We start from the raw sequence: 17,780 nt of genomic DNA, 5'->3' as shown, positions 1-17,780 counted from the left end.
CTATCCAGCTTCCGCCTGGAGCTTACGGTTGCTGCGTTTGGTCACCACCGCACTGATGAAATACAGCACGACGCCGACACCCACCAGAATCGCCGCCCGCAGCCAGATCTCCGCTGACTGCTGGGTGAGAAGAAGGACGCACGAGGCAACGCCGAGGTAGGGAATCACCGTCGGAATGCGGAAGTGTTTGTGCTCGACCCGGTCCCGGCGGAGTACCAGTACCGCGATGTTCGTGCTGATGAAGACGAACAGGAGCAGCAGCACCACCGTCTCGGCCAGCGAGGCGAGGTCGCCGGTGAGGGTCAGGACCATGGCAACCGCCGTCGTCGCAATAATTGCTACCCACGGCGTGCGCCGGTTGGGCAGAACCTTGCCGAGCACCGGAGGAAGGAGACCTTCCTCGGCCATGCCGAAAGTCAACCGGCTCGCCATGATCATGGTCAGCAGCGCACCGTTTGCAACGGCGACGAGGGCGATCAGGCTGAACAGCCACGGCGGGATCCCGAAGCCGGTGGCGGTGACCACGTCGAGCAGGGGTGCGGTGGAGCCGGCCAGGTCGTCGGCGGGTAGCGCGGCAGCGGATACCAGCCCGATTAGCAGGTAGACGGCGCCCGCCGTCGCGAGGGCGCCGAACAGGGCTTTCGGGTAGACGCGTGCCGGGTTCTGCACTTCCTCGGCGACATTAGCGGAGACCTCGAAGCCCACGAACGAGTAGTAGGCGATGAGGGACGCTCCCAGGACGGCAACGGCAGGGTTGGCGTTGGTCGGGAATTGGGAAATCTGCTCGGGGTTGCCGCCGCCCTGGCCGAGGAATACGGCAACCAGGACGATCACGAGCACCAACCCGGACACTTCGATGACGGTCATGACCACGTTGGAGCGCACGGATTCCTTGATACCGCGCGCGTTCAACAGTGCCAGCAGCGCGAGGAACACCACTGCCGCCCATCCGGGTGGAACGGCGATGAAGGCGGAGAGGTAATCACCCGTGAATGCGAGGGTGAGCCCGGCCGCGCTGGTCACGCCTGCGGCGAGCATGCAGAATCCCACGACGAAGGAGATGAAGGGGGTTTTGTACGCCCGCTGCGCGAAGACTGCAGCTCCGCCCGCCTTGGGGTACTTGGTGACCAGCTCCGCGTAGGACCCGGCGGTGAGGAGGGCCAGCGCGAGTGCAACGATCAGCGGCACCCAGATCGCTCCGCCGACCTCGGCAGCGATGACACCCACCAGTGCATAGATGCCGGCACCGAGCACGTCGCCGAGGATGAACAGGTAGAGCAGCTTGCCGGAGATGCCCTGGCGAAGTTTCGATGGAGCTGTTTCTGTGGTCATTCTCTCCCCCTCCTCAGATTGGTTCGGAGCCTGCGGGAGGCAGGTCCGGGTTCAGCGGTTCCATTCTTGGATCCTCATCGGTCCACACCTGCAGGACGGCCCAGGTGACGGCTGCGATCGGAACGGACAGCACGGCACCGATGATGCCGGCGAGGATGGTTCCTGCTGTCAGCGCGAGCAGAATCACCAGTGCATGGAGTCGCAGTGACTTCCCCATCACGATGGGCTGCAGGAGATCGCCTTCCAACTGGTTGACCGCGACGACGACGCCGACCACGATGAGCGCGACAATCGGCCCGTTGGCCACCAGCGCAACGAGGGCAGCCAGCACGCCGGCGAGGGTAGCCCCCACCAGCGGGATGAACGCACCGATGAACACGATCATGGCCAGCGGCAGGGCCAGCGGTACGCCGAGGATGAGCAGCGCGATGCCGATGGCCACCGCGTCAACGAGCGCGACGATTGCCGTTCCGCGGACGTAGCTGCCGAGTACCTCCAGGGTGCGGGCGCCTGAACGGCGCAATTTCTGCTCGCGCTCGCCCTTGAAGGGTCGGAGGAAAAACTCCCAGATCTTCTTGCCGTCCTTCAGGAAAAAGAAGAGGATCACGGCCATCAGGGTGGCGCCGGTGAGGAATTCAGCCACCACGGAAACACCGGAGATGGCGCCTGAGCGGAACTGGGCGCTGGTGGCGAAATCGATGATCGCGGTGCGCGCCTGGTCGAGCTGTTCCGGCGAAATAGGGAAGGGTCCGCTGGTCAGGAAGGCCTGCAGTTCGTCCAGGCCTTCGGTGGCCGCGGCAATCAGCTCATCGGCCTGGCTGCGGACCGAGAAAACGATGATGGTGATGACGCCGGAGATGGCGATCAGCAGGGCAAGGAAGGCGATGGCCGTGGCGAGTGCGCCGGGCACTCCGCGCCGGCGCAGCAGATTGACGAACGGCCCGATGGCGGCTGCGAGGATCAGCGCAATGATGACCGGAATCACGAGCAGCCGGATTTGGAGCAGCCCGTAGATGGCCACCACCGCAAGGGTCAGAATCAGCAGAATCTGCGCTGACCGGGAGGCGGTCCGGCCGAGACCGTCCGTCCAGGGGCTTGATCTGGTGCTGTGCAAGCGGGAGCCGGCCATAGGTTTCCCCTTCCCCGGAAGTATTCGATGTGCTGCGGGCAACTAAATGCTAAGCATACTGTGTAATTTCTGGAGGGACGTCAGCGCGGTGCTGCGGCAGCGGTAGGTCCGCACGTCCGCAGCAGGTGAAGCGGGGTCAGTACTCGATGCGGTTGGCCAGCTCGGCCCAGGCGCGGAAGGGGTTGGCGCCGGAGGAGTCCGGAAGGACAAGCTGCCGGACCTGCATGGACCGTTCCTCCACAGGTTGAGTGAAGAAATCGTGGAAGCGGGCGTCGTCGAAGCCGGCCCTTGCAGCATCGTGCCGGTCTGCCGCGTACACAATTCCGTCAACGCGGGCCCAGAGCGCGGCGGACAGGCACAGGGGGCACGGTTCGCAGCTCGTGTAGAGCACGCACCCGCTCAAATCAAAGGTTCCGAGCGATGAACAGGCGTTGCGGATGGCCATCACTTCGGCATGGGCAGTGGGGTCATTATTCGCGGTCACGCGGTTGGTTCCGTCAAACGGACGCCCATCACCGGTGACGATGACAGCTCCAAAGGGACCGCCGCCGTCGTGCACATTCCGGATTGCAAGATCGATGGCGCGGGCAATGAACTGTTCCTCTCCGATGCTCATTCCCGAACCCTACACCCGGCCATTGACCTTGACGCATCGTCAACCTATACGGTGAGGGAAAGGCGCACGGAGGAGCATATGGACAGGTCGATTCAGGACGTCGCGCGGCTGGTCGGGACCACCAGCCGCACCCTGCGGCATTACGACCGGCTGGGCCTGCTGCCGCCGTCCAGGGTGGGCAGCAACGGCTACCGCTATTACGACGACGGCGCCCTGGTCCGGCTGCAGCGGATCCTCCTGCTGCGCGACCTCGGGCTGGGGCTTCCTGCGATCGCGGAGGTACTGGACAGGGAAGCGGAGCCTGCCCATGCGCTGCACAAGCACCTGGAGCTACTGAGGCAGGAACAGGAGCGGCTGGCGCGGCAGATCGCGTCGGTCTCGCTGACCATTAAACAACTGGAAGGAGGTGGACAACTGATGGCTGAGAACATGTTCAACGGCTTCGACCACACGCAGTACAAGGACGAGGTGGAGCAGCGGTGGGGCAAGGAGGCCTATGCCTCGGGGGACCGCTGGTGGACCGGCATGAGTGATGCTGAGCGAGCCGGTTGGAAGGCCCGGTCGGCGCAGCTCGGCGCTGACTGGACATCCGCTGCGGAGCAGGGTGTCGCGGCTGACAGCGCTGAGGCGCAGGAGTTGGCGCGGCGGCACTATGAGTGGCTTGCCGGCGTGCCCGGCCCGCCGTCGTCGGGCAGCGGGTCCTCGGGCAACGGGCCCTCGAAGGAGTACGTCACCGGACTCGGTGACATGTACGTCGCCGATGACCGCTTCGGCGCGAACTACGGCGGCCGGAAGGGCGCGGAGTTGGTGCGCGACGCGCTGAAGATCTTCGCCGGCCGCCACCTCTAGCGGCAGAGACGACGACGGCGGCACCCATCGTGGCGCCGTCGTCGTCCGTTGTTCCTTTGTCGGTGTGAATCCGTAAGGTGCAGATATGACGATTTCCGCTGCTGCTGACCGCGCCTGGTCGGATGAGGCCATCCGGCGCATCGAGGCCGAGGGCAACCGGTCCGCTGACACCCACCTGCTTGCACTGCCTCTGCCGGAGAGCTGGGGGATTGACGTCTACCTCAAGGACGAGTCGACGCACCGGACGGGAAGCCTGAAGCACCGCCTTGCCCGGTCGCTCTTCCTTTTCGGACTCGTGAACGGCTGGATCCGGGAGGGCGCCACCATTGTTGAGGCGTCCAGTGGATCCACTGCAGTTTCCGAGGCGTACTTTGCGCAGCTGCTCGGGCTGCCGTTTGTTGCGGTGATGACCCGTTCCACCAGTCCCGAGAAGATTGCGCTGATCGAGCAGTATGGAGGAACGTGCTCCTTTGTTGACGGGGCCTCGGAAGTGTATGCGGCAGCCGAGCGCATTGCGGCGGAGACCGGCGGCCATTACATGGACCAGTTCACCTACGCGGAACGTGCCACGGACTGGCGCGGCAACAACAACATCGCCGAATCGATTTTCCGGCAGATGGAACACGAGAGGTTCCCTGTCCCCGAGTGGGTAGTGGTCGGCGCAGGAACCGGTGGAACCAGCGCCACCATCGGCAGGTACCTCCGCTACAACCGCTACCCCACGCGGCTTGCCGTGGTGGACCCGGAAAACTCGGCTTTCTATCCCACCTGGGCGGAAGGGGTCGCCGCTGTCGGGAAGCCGTCGAGGATCGAGGGGATCGGCCGTCCAAGGCCGGAGCCGAGCTTCATTCCCTCCGTGATTGACGCGATGATCCAGGTCCCCGATGCCGCCTCGGTAGCCGCTTCGCGGCACCTGCGCGCCTGGACGGGTATCTCGGCCGGTCCGTCCACCGGGACCAACCTGTGGGGAGTGTGGAAGCTCGTCGCCGAACTGAAGGCAGCGGGTCAGCAGGGGAGTATCGTTTCCCTTCTCTGCGACTCGGGTGAGCGTTATGCGTGTTCTTATAACGACGACGCCTGGTTGGCGACGCGCGGACTGGATCCGGAGCCTGCGCTCGGGCTGCTGGAGGATTTTTTCGAAACCGGGGAGTGGCCGGTTGCCACGATGAGGAGTGTCAGGTGAACCAGCTGTTGAGGGTCCAGAACTTCGGTGTGTCCAGCGACGGCTTCGGAGCCGGTGAGAACCAGAGCCTGGCCGCACCGTGGCCCGTGGCAGAACGAGGACTGGCAGGGCTGGTGGGGTAACGAACCGCCCTTTCATACTCCAGTGTTCGTGATGACCCACCATGAGCGGCCATCCTTCGCCCTTTCCGACACCACGTTCCATTTCACCGGCGCTGATCCGGCAACGGTGCTGGCCGAAGCGCGCAAGGCAGCCAACGGCAAGGACGTCAGGCTGGGCGGCGGCGCGACCACCATCCGGGAGTTTCTCGACGCTGATCTCGTAGATACGTTGCATGTAGCTGTCTCGCCGGTTGAACTCGGCGGCGGGTCGCGCTTGTGGGAATCGCCCGATGACCTGCTGGACCGCTTCCATGTCGACGTCGTTCCCAGCGCCAGCGGCGTAACCCATCACCTGTTCTGGCGGCGCTGAACCCTGGCCCGTGGACGTCCGCCCATCGAACGTCACCCGCGGTTGTACCCTGAAATACCAGGGAAATACAGGAGCGTGGCATGTCAACGGATAAAAACTCCCGGGCGCGGGAGGCCGCTGACACCGCAGAAGAGGTGTCGGACCATGCAGTGCTCGACGCCGTCGCGCGTTTCGGGTTCGCGGTTCTCGCCGTCGTCCATATCCTCATCGGCATCATTGCCTTGCAGATCGCGTCCGGGGGAAGCGGCGAGGCTGAGCCGACCGGTGCGCTGGAACAGTTGGCTGGTGGAACGTCCGGCCCGTGGGTCATGTGGGCCTGCGCGATCGGGTGCCTCGGACTCGCCGCCTGGCAATTGAGCGAAGCGACCCTGCGCGCCCGCCACCTGCCCACCGGGGAACGGGTCTCCAAGACAATATCTTCCGGATCACTGAGCATTATCTACGGCAGCATGGCCTTCACCTTCGCCCGGTTCGCCTTCGGCGGCGAAGTCGATTCGAGCGAATCCACTCGCGATTTCACCGCCGCGATGATGGGCTCGCCCTTCGGAGTCTTCGTGATCCTTGCCGTAGGCGGCACCGTCTTCGGCATTGGTGTCTACTTTGTCTTCAAGGGGCTCGCGCGCAAGTTCCGGCCTGAGCTCCGGCACTTCGAAGACACGCACCGCGGGGCCCTCATCGAGGTGCTGGGCGTCATCGGGCACGTTGCGAAAGGGATTGCCCTCATCCTGGTGGGCATCCTGTTCGGCGCCGCCGTGATCACCCATGACCCCAGCCGGTCCACCGGACTCGATGGAAGCCTGAAAGCGCTGACGGACCATCCCTTCGGCGATGCGCTGCTGGTCCTCATTGCCGTGGGTCTTATCTGCTACGGCATTTTTGCGCTGGTGCGGGCGAAGTTCGGGCGGATGTAACCCCCACCCGTTTCTGAAACTTTTGCGCAGGTCCGGCGACTTCGAAGGGGTAGGAAGCCACCGGATCTGCACGAAAGTTGCCGGGGTTGGACGCCTGGACGAGGTAACTCTGTTCGCTAGCGCAACTTCCAGTTAGGGTTGGCGGATGGGGAAATCCGGGGGACACACACTTGCCCGATTAGTCACTGCGGCAGCGTGGGGCGGGGCAGCGCTCATTCTTAGCTCGTGTTCGGCTATATCCGCCGCGGTGGGCGAGGAATCGAAAGACACTACCGAGGTTGTGGCGAGTGCACCCGAGGCGTCCACGGCGCCGTTGGATCTCGGACTTGATCCCGCGGACGTCATCCAGGAAGGCGCGGGTGATTCCACCACGCTGGGAACCATCGGTTGGCCGGACACCGAGCTTCCCGTGGGCGAGTACCTCGTCCACGCCCAGTGCCGCGGAACGGACCGGCTGACCTTCTCCTACACCACTCAATCTCGCAGCGAGGGCATGACCGGCTTCGCGTGCGGCGGGCCCACCTGGTTCAACGTGTCTGTGCCGGAGCCCGGCTACTTCATCACCTTCAGCGGGGACCCGGCCGCTGCCGCCGGCGTGGAGTACATCTTCGCTGTGGCTGAACAACCGAAGTAGGCCGAGTCGCCACGGATAGAGTGGCGTTGTGGATACCGACACTCTCCTGAATGCCCTGCTGGTTCTCGTCTTCGTGCTGATAGGCGGCGTTTTCGCAGGCACCGAGATGGCAATCGTCAATCTTCGCGAGGGCCAGATCAAGCGCATCGAGGAGTCCGGGCCCAGCGGCATGAGGACAGCCAAACTGGTTCGCAACCCGAATCTTTTTCTCTCCGCTGTGCAGATCGGCGTCACGCTTGCAGGATTTTTCTCGTCGGCCTACGGCGCCTCGACTCTTGCCCCCGATCTCGCGCCGCTGCTCATCAACATCGGCATACCGGACGGCACTGCCGACACGGTTGCCCTGATTCTGATGACCCTGGTCATCGCCTACCTGTCCCTCGTCCTGGGTGAGCTCGCTCCCAAACGACTGGCCATGCAGCGCGCCGTCGGCTTCACGAGGGTCCTGGCGCCTCCGCTCAACATGTTCGCGCGAGTGATGCGCCCCGTGATCTGGCTGCTCTCGGTGTCCACCAACTTCGTCGTAAAGCTCGTCGGCGGGGATCCGAATGCCACCACCGAGGAGTACACCGCCGCGGAACTGCGGCAGCTGGTTCAGGAGACCCCGGATCTGCGGAGGGAACACCGTCAGATTCTCTCTGACGCTTTCAGCGTCGGAGAACGCCTGATTGACGAGGTGAAGCGACCGCGCACTGACGTTGAATTCCTCGCTGAGACCATGCCGTTAAGTGAAGCTGCTGCGGCAATCCGTGACCTTCCCTACACGCGATACCCGGTGTACCGGGAGTCCATCGACGACGTCGTTGGTTTCATTCATATCCGCGACCTCCTCAGCCACGAAGGATCGGGCGGTGATGCCATAGCGTCGATTACCCGGCCGATCCTCGCTGTGCCGGGTTCGAACCGAATTCTGCCCACACTCAGCCAAATGCGTGGAGGAGGGCACCACATAGCCCTCGTCGTCGATGAATACGGAGGCACTGACGGTATTGCCACACTTGAGGACCTCCTCGAGGAACTCGTCGGTGAAATCTATGACGAGTATGACGACGAGAAGGTTGACGCATCCGCGCGGCACACGCTCAGCGACGGTGGCAGCGTCGTGCTGGACGGCGGTCTGATCATCGAAGAGGCTTCCGAGGAGATCGGCGTGGACCTTCCCGACGACGGCCAATATGAGACGCTTGCCGGCCTGGTTCTTGACCGGCTTGGCAGAATGCCGAAGACCGGCGATAGCGTAGAAATCGAGGGACTGCGTTTCGAAGCTGCGGAGATGGCGAGCCATCGGATCGAACGTGTCCGTGTCACCCGTAGTGAAGCGCCCGACGGGTCCAACGGTCCATCAGAGGGCTCCTAGGGAACGCCAACCGCTGTGCGGACATTGCGCCGCACGGGCACGGTGAGGACTGCAAGGCTCGCAATCACGAGTCCGACGCCGATCCATCCTGCCGCCGGCAGCCTTTCACCCACAATGACGACGGCGAGCATCGCCGCCACGACCGGTTCCGCCAAGGACAGCGTGGTCGCCGTGCTTGCCATGACCCGCGCGAGGCCGAGCCCGAAGAAGACGTAGCCCAGGAACATGGGCACCAGCGCCATGTAGGCGCCGACGGCAAAGTTGTGCCAGGACTCAAGCAGCGGCGCGCCGGTGAGGAAAAGCACCGGCATCAACAACACACCGCCCGCCCCGAAGATCGCACCCATTGCAACCCCGGAACGCACGCCCCGCTGCATAGTCCGGTGTGCCGCCCACGAGTACAGCGCGTACGTGACCCCGGCGAGCAGCCCCAGCAAAATCCCGGCAGTGGTGTTGCCTGCACCCGTGTCCTGCGCCGGCTCCACGAAGGTAAGCAGCACTACTCCCACCAGCCCGACGCCGGCACCCACCGCCCAGCGCCGCGTCAACCGGTGCCCGTCAATGACGCGTTCGATGACCGCCGACGCGATGGGCGCCGAGCCGATTGAAATGACGGTACCCACGGCAACACCGGCCAATCGCATGGAGCTGTAGAAGGCGAGGGGGTACACAGCTACGGCGACTCCGCCGAGCGCGATGGTGGGCCACCGCCGTCGTAATTCGTGGCGGGCGCGGACCAGCCCCGGTCCGGCGAGGGCTGCCTGAAGCAGGCCGCCGACCCCCATTGCCGCCGCGCCGATAGCGAGCGGGCCGACGCCTGGCGCGAAGCTGGCAACGGTGCCGGTGGTTCCCCACAGCACCGCCGCGATCAGGACAAACACGGCGCCGATGCCGGCACCCGGATGGTGGGTCACTGCTGCTCGCTCGGCGTCATGCGGATAAGCCTATCCACGCAAACATTCCCGGCGTGTCTTCCCGCAGAAGGGGTCTCAAGCCGCCGTCGGGCCCTATTCTCAATTCGTTCGCACGGTATCTCTCGGGGGAATCATGAAAAGCAAGGCACTGGTGGCGCTGTCCTTCTGCGCCATCTTCGGCGTTACAGGCTGCTACTCGCTGGATACGGGCGTGGTTGAGCGCGATGAATCCGGTCAGGTGACGGCGCCGGCGGAGTTTGACGCCATGAACATCGGCGTGGGCGACTGCGCAAACTACCCAAAGGAACAGGAAAAGGCCTCCGAGGAGGAAAGCTACAGCTTCTCCGAGATCACGGTGCTGCCGTGCAGCAGCGAGCACGACCTGGAAGCGTACGCCACAACCGATCTTCCCGACGGTGATTTTCCCGGCGACTCCGAGATCGTCGCTCTGGCAGAAGAGTTCTGTTACAACGAATTCCCCGGGTTCATAGGAACGGAGTACGAGGAGTCGTCGCTCTATTTCGAATCCTTCACGCCGACAAAGGCCAGTTGGGCGTTCGACGGTGACCGCGAGATCCTGTGCCTCGTCAGCGGCGATGAAGGCGAGCTGCTCACCGGAAGCATGAAGGGTTCCGGGCGATAACGTCTTAGCACGCAAACGCGCCGGTGATTGTCAGGATCGTGGGGACGTCCCCACGATCCTGCCGGTTACCGGCACTTTTGCGGTAGCGATGCGCAGGGTTCAGCGCCGGTCGGCGTCCCAGATCCCCAGGCGCCCGCACATTCCGAAGGCCCGCGGCTCAGGCCTCGGCACGGCACGGACGACGGCGGCATCACCCAGGTGCGAAGCGTCCCCTTCCGCAAGGGCTGCCAGCTGGGACCGGGTCGTCTCGACGTCGGCAAGCACCGTGTCCGTCCACAGCTTCGTCCACTCCTCCACACGAGGCTGCACCAGCGCGGACGCGGCGGCGTAGAACGCGTCGAGCGGTCCGCGGTCGCCTTCCTCCAGCGCTGAAAGCAACTCCGCATAGCCCTCGATCGCCAGATCACGACGACGGCGGGCCGCCTCGCCGCGCTCCGCCTCGGTGCCCTCGGGCAACGTGACCGCTGACCGGTACCTTTCGGCGTGGGAAACGATCTCGAGCGGAAACGTCAGCACAGCGTCGCCGGCCTCCGGCAGCCCTGAGTTCTGCATGACCGTGAGGATGCGGAGGTCCCCTGTATTGATGAGCCGGTGCACCGTCCCCGGGCTAAACCACAGCACCGATCCGGCACTCAGCGGATCCCGCGCATAGCCCTCGGAGGAGAGCGTGTGCACCTCACCTGATCCCCCGATCACCACGTATCCCTCGTTCGACACGGTGTGCAGGTGCGGCGTCCCGCCGTGGTGGCCGTCGTCGGTCTCCCACTCGTACACCCGCAGGTCGCTCATGCCGACCGATCCCGGGAAGAGAGGGAGCCGCGGCGATCCGCTCACAGGGAGGCGCCCTTCGCGATCCGCTCGATGTCGTCGCGCTCGCAGATCCGGTCCACGAAGACGTACCGGTGCTGCAGCCGCAGGGACTCGCTGGGCGCCAGCGTAATTTCCTCGTCGAAGGCGGGGGAGGGCGCCAGCGCAGCAAACGGCTCGCTGCGCACGAACCACTTCAAGGGAACCGACGACGACGACGTCCCGGCCAGCGCCACGATGGTGGCACCGCCGTCGAGCTCGTCATTCTGCCCGGCGAGGGCAATCCAGGGCGCAGAGGTGCCCATCATCGCTTCACCCTCAGCACCATCGGGACCGATGATCGAGCAACCGGTCCAGCTGCGCGGGCCGCGCCAGAAGAACCCGGTGTACCCGGCGTTGGCGCGGCCATGGGTGGTGGGGCTGCCGAACTCGAGGGAGCGGTCCGATACATTGGTCAGTTCCGTGGTGAAGTCCAACTGCCAGGACTGCTCCTGCACATCGACGCTGGAGAAGACGGTCTCGCGCTGCTCCGAGAGCCAACGCTCACCGGCAGAGTTGCGCCATGTCAGGGCTTCGCCGACCGATACACGGTCCGGTGCGGTGACCAGCGCGGGGAACCCCTCGTGTTCGATCGAACCGAGGTTGTCCCGCCACTGGTAGTCCGTCTCCGGAGAGAACGTTGGTCCGCCCCAGAAGTTCTGCCCCGAAACATGGGACCAGGTCATCTGCAGGCCCTTGTGCCAGCGGTGATCCCAGGGCCGGAAGCCGGTGAGCGGCGCACCGCTCAGGGTACGCAGCGGATGCAGGTACGGCTTCGGTGCTTCCGAGCGCGTGGCGGGCGGGATGAACACGTACGTCGCCAGGTCAACGGCGCCGCAGGAAATCACCAGCTCGCTGTTGGATGGACGGCGTAGCTGCAGTTCAGGCATCGAGTGTCTCCTTCAATGTGGCGGAAGCACCGTTCATCGACCAGTAGAACGGATTCTCCCGGGTCAGCTCGTTGCGCTGCACCCGTCGGCCAGTGATCGCTGACTGGTACAGGCCCGCAATCAGTTCAAGCACCCGCCGTCCGTCGTGACCGGAAGCCGCGGGGCGCTCACCGCGCTCGAGGGAGGACACGAGTTCCTCCAACTGCACAGCGTGTGAGCTGGCGAAGTTTTGCGTCGGCGCCCAGGTGCTCACTGTGTCCGTATCAACGTGCGGAGCCGGCGTCCATTTCCAGTGCGAATTGTCGTACCCGTAGAGGTGCTCCACCTCCACGGTGGCATCGGCGAAGTCGAACCGCAGGTAGCTGGTCTCCCGCGGCGACAGCACGCTGTTCACCACCGATACGATCGCTCCGCTTTCGAACGTGACGTGTGCAAAGGAGACGTCCTCGGTCTCAACATCACGGCGCAGGGTCGCCATGGTCGCGCTGATTTCGGTCCAGTCGCCCAGCAGGGACAGCAGCAGGTCCATCTGGTGGATGCCGTGGCCCATGGCGGGTCCACCGCCCTCGGTCTCCCACTTACCCCGCCATGCGACGTCGTAATAGGCGGTATCCCGGTACCAGAGCGTGTGGCAGACGCCCACCAAAGGAGCCCCGAGATCACCTGCGGCGATCTGCGACCGCAGCCTTCGCGCTGCTGAGCCGAAGCGGTGCTGAAAGACGTAGGACGCATACGGGCCCGCGGCGCCTTCGTGCTCGAGGATTGCGTCATACTCGGCCAGGGAAAGGGTCGGCGGCTTTTCGCACCAGACTGAGGCTCCGGCGTCGAGCGAGCGGATGACCGCGTCAGTGTGCGATCCGGGCGGCGTGCACACCAGCACGAGATCCGGCTGCACCTCCTCCAGCATCGCGGCCACGGAGGTGAAGGAGGAAGGCGCGCCCCACTCTGCTGCAACTTCCCGCGCCCGGTCGCCGTCCATGTCGACGATGGCTGCGATCTCCACCCGATCGCCGAGGACGCGCAGCCCGGGAAGGTGCTGCCCCTGCGCGATGCCTCCTGCTCCAACGACGGCGGTGCGGATGGGTCTGGTGCGAACTGCCACTGTGAATCCTTTGCTAGGTCAGTGCTGTTTCGGTTTGTCGGGAAGGTTCATAACGCGTGGTCTGGGCTGTGCTCCGGACGGCGGTACGGATGTCGTCCAGCGTGGCTCCCGTCCCGAGAGCTCCCGCGCCCAGTGCGCCGTCGGCACGCGCTTGAACCAGCACGTTGCCAAGGGCCGTGGCCTCCACCGGCCCGGCAAGAACGGGAAGCCCCGTGACGTCCGCGGTGAGCTGGCACAGCAGCCGGTTCTGCGAACCGCCGCCGACAATGTGCACGACGTCGATCGGCTTACCGCTCAGTTGTGCCGCCTGCTCGAGCGTGCGTGCATACACCTGCGCGAGGCTGTCCAAAATGCAGCGAACGACGGCGGCAGGAGACTCAAGCGCTTCGCCCGCCGCGCTGCGGATGCGGTGTGGCATCTTCTCCGGCGCGATGAAGTCGTCGGAATCGGCGTCGATTCGTGGACCGCCGGCGGGCAGCTCGGCAGCCTCAGCGAGAACTTGCTCGAGGGTCACGGATCGCCCCCACTCACGCAGGCACTCCTGGAGCAGCCACAGTCCGCCGCAGTTGCGCAGGTACCGGATGGTGCCGTCAACGCCGCGTTCATTCGTGAAGTTGGCGGCACGGCCGGCTTCGGTGAGGATCGGCTCCGACAGCTCCACCCCCACCAGCGACCAGGTGCCCGAGGAGATGTAGGCAAAGTTGTCTACTCCCGCGGGCACTGCGGCCACGGCGGATGCTGTGTCGTGGGAGCCCACGGCGATGACCGTGGTGGCGGAATCCAGCCCTGTCCGTTCGGTGATGGAGGGCAGCAGGGTGCCCAGCGTTTCCCCCGGTTCCATCAGCGTCGGGAAGATTCTCCGCGGAATGTCGAGGGCATCGAGAAGGTGGCTTGAGAAGTTGCCGGTCGAGGCGTCCAGAAGCCCGGTGGTCGAGGCGTTCGTGATCTCGGTCCGGCGCTTCCCGGTCAGCCAGAAGCCGAGCAGGTCCGGGATCAACAGCGCCTGGACGTTCTCAAGGGAGGGTTCGGCCGCCAGCTGGTAGACAGTGTTGAACGGGAGGAACTGCAGGCCGGTGGTTTCATACAGCCGGTCGAACGGAACCTTTCCGTGCACCCGATCGAGAACCCCAGTCGTGCGCGAGTCACGGTAACTGTGCGGCTGGGAGGCGAGAGCGCCGTCGTCGTTCACCAGGCCGTAGTCCACGGCCCAGGTGTCGACGCCGATGCTCACCACCCGTTCGCCCTTTGCGTCTGTGAGTTCGCGGGCGAGGGTGAGGCCGTGCAGCACCTCCACGAAGAGGGCGTCGATGTCCCAGCGGAGGGCGCCGTCGGTTTCCTGCACGCCGTTCGGGAAACGATGGATGACCTCAAGTGACGGGCCGTCGGTGCCCATCCGGCCGAGGATAACCCGGCCGGATGAGGCACCGATATCGACGGCTGCGTAGACCGACTTCATGCTGAGCCGATTACCGGAGGAAGGCGGCGGCTACGCCGGCATCGACCGGAACGTGCAGCCCGGTGGTGTGGGACAGTTCGGCGGAGGTGAGGACCGCGGCGGCGTTCGCCACGTTCTCGGGCAGCACCTCGCGCTTGAGGAGGGTCCGCTGGGCGTAGTACTCGCCGAGCTTTTCTTCGTCCACACCGTAGACGGCGGCGCGTTTGGCTCCCCAGCCACCGGCGAAGATACCGGAGCCGCGGACCACGCCGTCGGGGTTGATGCCGTTGACGCGGACACCGTACTCGCCGAGTTCAGCGGCCAGCAGACGCACCTGATGGGCCTGGTCGGCTTTGGTCGCTGAATACGCGATGTTGTTCGGCCCGGCGAAGACAGAGTTTTTGGAGGAAATGTAGATGATGTCCCCGCCCATCTCCTGGTCGATGAGCACCTTGGCGGCGGCCTTCGAGACCAGGAACGATCCCTTGGCCATCACGTTGTGCTGCAGGTCCCAGTCTTTCTCGGAGGTCTCCAGCAGCGGCTTGGAGATCGAAAGCCCGGCGTTGTTGACCACAAGGTCCAGTCCGCCGAAGGCCAGGACTGCGGCGTTGATTGCTTCCTGGACCTGCTCGGGATTGGTGACGTCGGCCTGTATGCCGATCGCGACGTCCGGCCCGCCGAGTTCCTCGGCGACCTTCTCGGCGTTTTCGAGGTTCAGGTCGGCGATGACCACGCACGCGCCCTCCGCTGCGAGGCGGGTGGCGATGGCCTTGCCGATGCCCGAGGCGGCGCCGGAGACCAGTGCGATGCGGGTGGCGTGGGACTTCGGCTTGGGCATCCGGGCGAGCTTGGCCTCTTCCAGCGCCCAGTACTCGATGCGGAACTTCTCGGACTCATCGATCGGGGCGTAGGTGGAAATGGCCTCCGCGCCGCGCATCACGTTGATAGCGTTGATGTAGAACTCACCGGCCACGCGGGCCGTCTGCTTGTTCGCACCGTAGGAGAACATTCCGACGCCGGGAATCAGGACGATGGCCGGGTCGGCTCCGCGCATGGCCGGTGAATCGGCGTCGGCGTGGCGCTCGTAGTACCCCTGGTAGTCCGCGCGGTACTCCTGGTGAAGTTCCTTCAGGCGTTTCACGGACTCCTCGACGGAGGCATCCGCGGGCAGGTCCAGCACCAGCGGTTTGACCTTGGTGCGCAGGAAGTGGTCCGGGCAGGAGGTGCCCAGCGCCGCCAGTCGGGGATGTTCAGCTGCGCTCAAAAAGTCCAGAACGGCGTCGTCGTCGGTGAAGTGCCCCACCTGCGCGCGGTCGGTGGAGGCCAGGCCACGGATCACCGGGGCGATGGCGGCGGCCTTCGCGCGGCGCGCCTCAGGCGAGAGCGCGGCGTAGCCGTCGAGGGGCTCACCGAACGCCTTTGGGTTTCCGTTCTCGGTAATGTAGCGCTCGGCGGTTTCGATCATCCACAGTGAATTGTTCTCGGCCTCGTCGGAGGTTTCGCCCCACGCGGTGATGCCGTGCCCGCCAAGGATGGTGCCTACGGCCTGCGGGTTTTCGGCCTTGATCGCGGCTATGTCCAGGCCGAGCTGGAAGCCCGGACGCCGCCAGGGCACCCACACCACCTTGTCGCCGAAGATCTTCTCGGTGAGTGCTTCGCCGTCGACCGCCGTGGCGATCGCGATGCCTGAGTCCGGGTGCAGGTGGTCAACGTGTGCGGCGTCGACGAGGCCGTGCATGGCGGTATCGATGGAAGGTGCCGCGCCGCCCTTGCCGTGCAGGGTGTAATCGAACGCCGCGACCATCTCGTCCTCGCGGTCAAGGCCAGGGTAGACGTTGGTCAGGGCACGGAGACGGTCGAGGCGGAGTACGGCCAGACCCTGTTCCTTAAGGGTCCCGAGGTCACCGCCGGAGCCCTTCACCCAGAGCAGCTCGACGTTCTCGCCGGTAACCGGGTCGGTATCGCTGCCCTTGGCGGAGGTGTTGCCGCCGGCGTAGTTCGTGTTGCGTTTGTCCGCACCGAGCCGGTTGGAGCGGTTGATGAGGTCCTGAACGGTTTGGTTAGTCATGGTTACGCGCCCCATCCTGCCTGCTGTCCGCCCTCACGGTCAGCGTTGATGATTTCCTGGTAGCCGCTGGCCGCGTAGGCAGCCATGGGGTCCGCGGGAAGTCCGCGGGATTCACGCCACTGGGCGAGTGCCGGACGGACGTCGGTGTAGAAGGCGTCCATGAACAGGGCGTGCGCGCCGAGGACGTCGCCTGCTTCCTGCGCCTTGGTCAACGACTCCCGGTCAACGAGCAGCGCACGGGCCGTCATCTCCTGCACATTGAGGACAGAGCGGATCTGGCCGGGGATCTTCTCTTCGAGGTTGTGGCACTGGTCCAGCATCAGCGCCACGTTGGCAGCCGGGTCGAGGGCGCCGCCGCGAGCCACCTCGTACATGATGCGGAACAGCTGGAACGGATCCGCTGCCCCCACGATCAGGTCATCATCCGCGTAGAAGCGCGAGTTGAAGTCGAAGGATCCGAGCTTTCCGAGGCGGATCAGCTGCGCCACGATGAACTCGATGTTGGTGCCGGGAGCGTGGTGGCCCGTGTCGAGGCAGACCATGGCCTTTTCACCGAGGGCCAGGGTGTGGGCGTAGGAAGTTCCCCAGTCAGGGACGTCGGTGTGGTAGAACGCCGGTTCGAAGAACTTGTACTCGAGAACCATGCGCTGGTCATCACCGAGGCGCTCGTAAACCTTTTGCAGGGAATCATGCAGCCAGTCCTGGCGTGAGCGCATGTCGCCCTGGCCGGGGTAGTTGGTGCCGTCAGCCAGCCAGATCTTCAGGTCCTGTGAACCGGTGACGTTCATGACGTCGATGCACTCGTACATGTGGTCGAGGGCCTTGTTGCGAACGGCGGCGTCGCTGTGGGTCAGGGACCCGAACTTGTAGATGTCATCCTGGAACGTGTTGCTGTTGATGGTGCCCAGCGTGATGCCGAGGCCCTGCGCGAAGTCAGAAAGCGCGCCGTAATTTTCCACCTTGTCCCAGGGAATGTGCAAGGCAACGGAGGGCGCAAGGCCGGTCAGCTCGTTAACCTTGGCGGCGTCGGCGATCTTCTCCTGCACAGTGCGCGGAGTGCCGGGAGTCTGAAATACCTTGAAGCGGGTTCCGGAATTGCCGTAAGCCCAGGACGGCACCTCAATAGCGAGGTTCTCCAGGGTTGGCGTTATGCGGCTCAGGTCAACCATTACTTCTCTCCATTTACAGCTGCCGGCTGCAAGCCCGCGCGCATCGTCGTTGTTTTGCACTGACTTTTCACTAGGCCTGAAGGAGGCGGCGGTGACGGTCAGGAGATGAATCAGATATTGAATCGATTCATTAGTACGTTTCAAAGGTATCCTTGGCGATAAGTGGTGTCAAGCATTCTCGTGAAGAGTGCAGATTTTCGTCCACCGCTTGTCTACAGCCCGTCACTTCCA

The 17,780-nt window shown here is 64.6% G+C and carries 18 protein-coding genes; 8 read left to right on the top strand and 10 right to left on the bottom strand.

Annotation, left to right across the window (positions count from 1 at the left end):
* From ABFX19_RS04640 to ABFX19_RS04630, 3 genes are all read right to left on the bottom strand, one after another.
* Positions 1-1,332: an APC family permease gene (locus tag ABFX19_RS04640; protein ID WP_277357480.1), complete on the bottom strand. Its 1,332-nt coding sequence runs from the start codon at positions 1,330-1,332 to the stop codon at positions 1-3.
* A 13-nt stretch (positions 1,333-1,345) separates the two neighbouring features.
* Positions 1,346-2,461 (bottom strand): AI-2E family transporter, encoded by a 1,116-nt coding sequence (locus ABFX19_RS04635; RefSeq protein WP_277357479.1) that lies wholly within the window; start codon positions 2,459-2,461, stop codon positions 1,346-1,348.
* A gap of 136 nt (positions 2,462-2,597) precedes the next feature.
* Positions 2,598-3,077 carry a nucleoside deaminase gene (locus tag ABFX19_RS04630; RefSeq protein ID WP_346027666.1) on the bottom strand — a complete coding sequence of 160 codons (480 nt, stop codon included), beginning with the start codon at positions 3,075-3,077 and terminating at the stop codon, positions 2,598-2,600.
* A gap of 78 nt (positions 3,078-3,155) precedes the next feature.
* On the opposite strand from ABFX19_RS04630, the gene ABFX19_RS04625 reads away from it, so the two are divergent.
* The 7 genes from ABFX19_RS04625 (at position 3,156) to ABFX19_RS04595 (ending at position 8,482) form a co-directional block, all read left to right on the top strand.
* Positions 3,156-3,926, top strand: a complete 771-nt coding sequence (locus ABFX19_RS04625) for a MerR family transcriptional regulator (RefSeq protein WP_346027665.1) — start codon at positions 3,156-3,158, stop codon at positions 3,924-3,926.
* A gap of 85 nt (positions 3,927-4,011) precedes the next feature.
* Entirely contained in the window at positions 4,012-5,109 is a 1,098-nt protein-coding gene (locus ABFX19_RS04620; RefSeq protein ID WP_277357476.1) for a PLP-dependent cysteine synthase family protein, read from the top strand.
* The gene (locus ABFX19_RS04615) at positions 5,106-5,231 is read left to right on the top strand and encodes a hypothetical protein (RefSeq protein WP_346027664.1); all 126 of its coding nucleotides are present in this window, start codon (positions 5,106-5,108) and stop codon (positions 5,229-5,231) included. The genes ABFX19_RS04620 and ABFX19_RS04615 overlap by 4 nt, the downstream gene beginning before the upstream one ends.
* 22 nt (positions 5,232-5,253) lie before the next feature.
* Positions 5,254-5,580 (top strand): dihydrofolate reductase family protein, encoded by a 327-nt coding sequence (locus tag ABFX19_RS04610; protein ID WP_428831010.1) that lies wholly within the window; start codon positions 5,254-5,256, stop codon positions 5,578-5,580.
* Between the two features lie 80 nt (positions 5,581-5,660).
* Positions 5,661-6,491, top strand: coding sequence for a DUF1206 domain-containing protein (locus ABFX19_RS04605; RefSeq protein ID WP_277357473.1), 831 nt, complete (start codon positions 5,661-5,663; stop codon positions 6,489-6,491).
* Between the two features lie 145 nt (positions 6,492-6,636).
* Positions 6,637-7,125 carry a hypothetical protein gene (locus ABFX19_RS04600; protein ID WP_277357472.1) on the top strand — a complete coding sequence of 163 codons (489 nt, stop codon included), beginning with the start codon at positions 6,637-6,639 and terminating at the stop codon, positions 7,123-7,125.
* Between the two features lie 28 nt (positions 7,126-7,153).
* On the top strand, positions 7,154-8,482 hold the full coding sequence (locus ABFX19_RS04595) for a hemolysin family protein (RefSeq protein ID WP_346027663.1): 1,329 nt from the start codon (positions 7,154-7,156) through the stop codon (positions 8,480-8,482).
* Here the strand turns inward: ABFX19_RS04595 and ABFX19_RS04590 are convergent.
* Positions 8,479-9,396 (bottom strand): DMT family transporter, encoded by a 918-nt coding sequence (locus ABFX19_RS04590; protein ID WP_346027662.1) that lies wholly within the window; start codon positions 9,394-9,396, stop codon positions 8,479-8,481. The two genes, ABFX19_RS04595 and ABFX19_RS04590, sit on opposite strands and share 4 nt — an antisense overlap.
* A gap of 133 nt (positions 9,397-9,529) precedes the next feature.
* On the opposite strand from ABFX19_RS04590, the gene ABFX19_RS04585 reads away from it, so the two are divergent.
* Entirely contained in the window at positions 9,530-10,039 is a 510-nt protein-coding gene (locus tag ABFX19_RS04585) for a septum formation family protein (RefSeq protein ID WP_346027661.1), read from the top strand.
* Between the two features lie 99 nt (positions 10,040-10,138).
* Here ABFX19_RS04585 and ABFX19_RS04580 read toward each other — a convergent pair whose 3' ends face one another.
* The 6 genes from ABFX19_RS04580 to rhaI are packed head-to-tail and all read right to left on the bottom strand — an operon-like array spanning position 10,139 to position 17,549.
* On the bottom strand, positions 10,139-10,828 hold the full coding sequence (locus ABFX19_RS04580) for a cupin domain-containing protein (RefSeq protein WP_346027660.1): 690 nt from the start codon (positions 10,826-10,828) through the stop codon (positions 10,139-10,141).
* A gap of 41 nt (positions 10,829-10,869) precedes the next feature.
* Positions 10,870-11,775 (bottom strand): DUF6807 domain-containing protein, encoded by a 906-nt coding sequence (locus tag ABFX19_RS04575; RefSeq protein WP_346027659.1) that lies wholly within the window; start codon positions 11,773-11,775, stop codon positions 10,870-10,872.
* Positions 11,768-12,877: a Gfo/Idh/MocA family protein gene (locus tag ABFX19_RS04570; RefSeq protein ID WP_346027658.1), complete on the bottom strand. Its 1,110-nt coding sequence runs from the start codon at positions 12,875-12,877 to the stop codon at positions 11,768-11,770. Before ABFX19_RS04570 ends, ABFX19_RS04575 begins: the two co-directional genes overlap by 8 nt.
* Before the next feature lie 13 nt (positions 12,878-12,890).
* The gene (locus tag ABFX19_RS04565; RefSeq protein WP_346027657.1) at positions 12,891-14,333 is read right to left on the bottom strand and encodes a rhamnulokinase; all 1,443 of its coding nucleotides are present in this window, start codon (positions 14,331-14,333) and stop codon (positions 12,891-12,893) included.
* A 10-nt stretch (positions 14,334-14,343) separates the two neighbouring features.
* A complete protein-coding gene (locus ABFX19_RS04560; RefSeq protein WP_346027656.1) occupies positions 14,344-16,380 on the bottom strand; it encodes a bifunctional aldolase/short-chain dehydrogenase in 2,037 nt (678 codons plus the stop codon).
* A 2-nt stretch (positions 16,381-16,382) separates the two neighbouring features.
* On the bottom strand, positions 16,383-17,549 hold the full coding sequence (rhaI, locus tag ABFX19_RS04555; RefSeq protein ID WP_346027655.1) for an L-rhamnose isomerase: 1,167 nt from the start codon (positions 17,547-17,549) through the stop codon (positions 16,383-16,385).
* Positions 17,550-17,780 lie beyond the last annotated feature (231 nt).

Origin of the sequence: Arthrobacter parietis (assembly GCF_039530425.1) — a bacterium.
GTDB classification, from domain to species: Bacteria; Actinomycetota; Actinomycetes; order Actinomycetales; family Micrococcaceae; genus Arthrobacter_D; species Arthrobacter_D parietis.
The sequence above is the reverse complement of the archived record's forward strand: the minus strand, read 5'-3'. Positions and strand labels throughout refer to the sequence as shown.

What these genes read in the sequence shown, in the direction of transcription:
- ABFX19_RS04640 (WP_277357480.1), bottom strand. Translation starts at nt 1,332, where the DNA reads ATGACCACAGAAACAGCTCCATCGAAACTTCGCCAGGGCATCTCCGGC.
- ABFX19_RS04635 (WP_277357479.1), bottom strand. Translation starts at nt 2,461, where the DNA reads ATGGCCGGCTCCCGCTTGCACAGCACCAGATCAAGCCCCTGGACGGAC.
- ABFX19_RS04630 (WP_346027666.1), bottom strand. Translation starts at nt 3,077, where the DNA reads ATGAGCATCGGAGAGGAACAGTTCATTGCCCGCGCCATCGATCTTGCA.
- ABFX19_RS04625 (WP_346027665.1), top strand. Translation starts at nt 3,156, where the DNA reads ATGGACAGGTCGATTCAGGACGTCGCGCGGCTGGTCGGGACCACCAGC.
- ABFX19_RS04620 (WP_277357476.1), top strand. Translation starts at nt 4,012, where the DNA reads ATGACGATTTCCGCTGCTGCTGACCGCGCCTGGTCGGATGAGGCCATC.
- ABFX19_RS04605 (WP_277357473.1), top strand. Translation starts at nt 5,661, where the DNA reads ATGTCAACGGATAAAAACTCCCGGGCGCGGGAGGCCGCTGACACCGCA.
- ABFX19_RS04600 (WP_277357472.1), top strand. Translation starts at nt 6,637, where the DNA reads ATGGGGAAATCCGGGGGACACACACTTGCCCGATTAGTCACTGCGGCA.
- ABFX19_RS04585 (WP_346027661.1), top strand. Translation starts at nt 9,530, where the DNA reads ATGAAAAGCAAGGCACTGGTGGCGCTGTCCTTCTGCGCCATCTTCGGC.
- ABFX19_RS04580 (WP_346027660.1), bottom strand. Translation starts at nt 10,828, where the DNA reads ATGAGCGACCTGCGGGTGTACGAGTGGGAGACCGACGACGGCCACCAC.
- ABFX19_RS04575 (WP_346027659.1), bottom strand. Translation starts at nt 11,775, where the DNA reads ATGCCTGAACTGCAGCTACGCCGTCCATCCAACAGCGAGCTGGTGATT.
- ABFX19_RS04565 (WP_346027657.1), bottom strand. Translation starts at nt 14,333, where the DNA reads ATGAAGTCGGTCTACGCAGCCGTCGATATCGGTGCCTCATCCGGCCGG.
- ABFX19_RS04560 (WP_346027656.1), bottom strand. Translation starts at nt 16,380, where the DNA reads ATGACTAACCAAACCGTTCAGGACCTCATCAACCGCTCCAACCGGCTC.
- rhaI (WP_346027655.1), bottom strand. Translation starts at nt 17,549, where the DNA reads ATGGTTGACCTGAGCCGCATAACGCCAACCCTGGAGAACCTCGCTATT.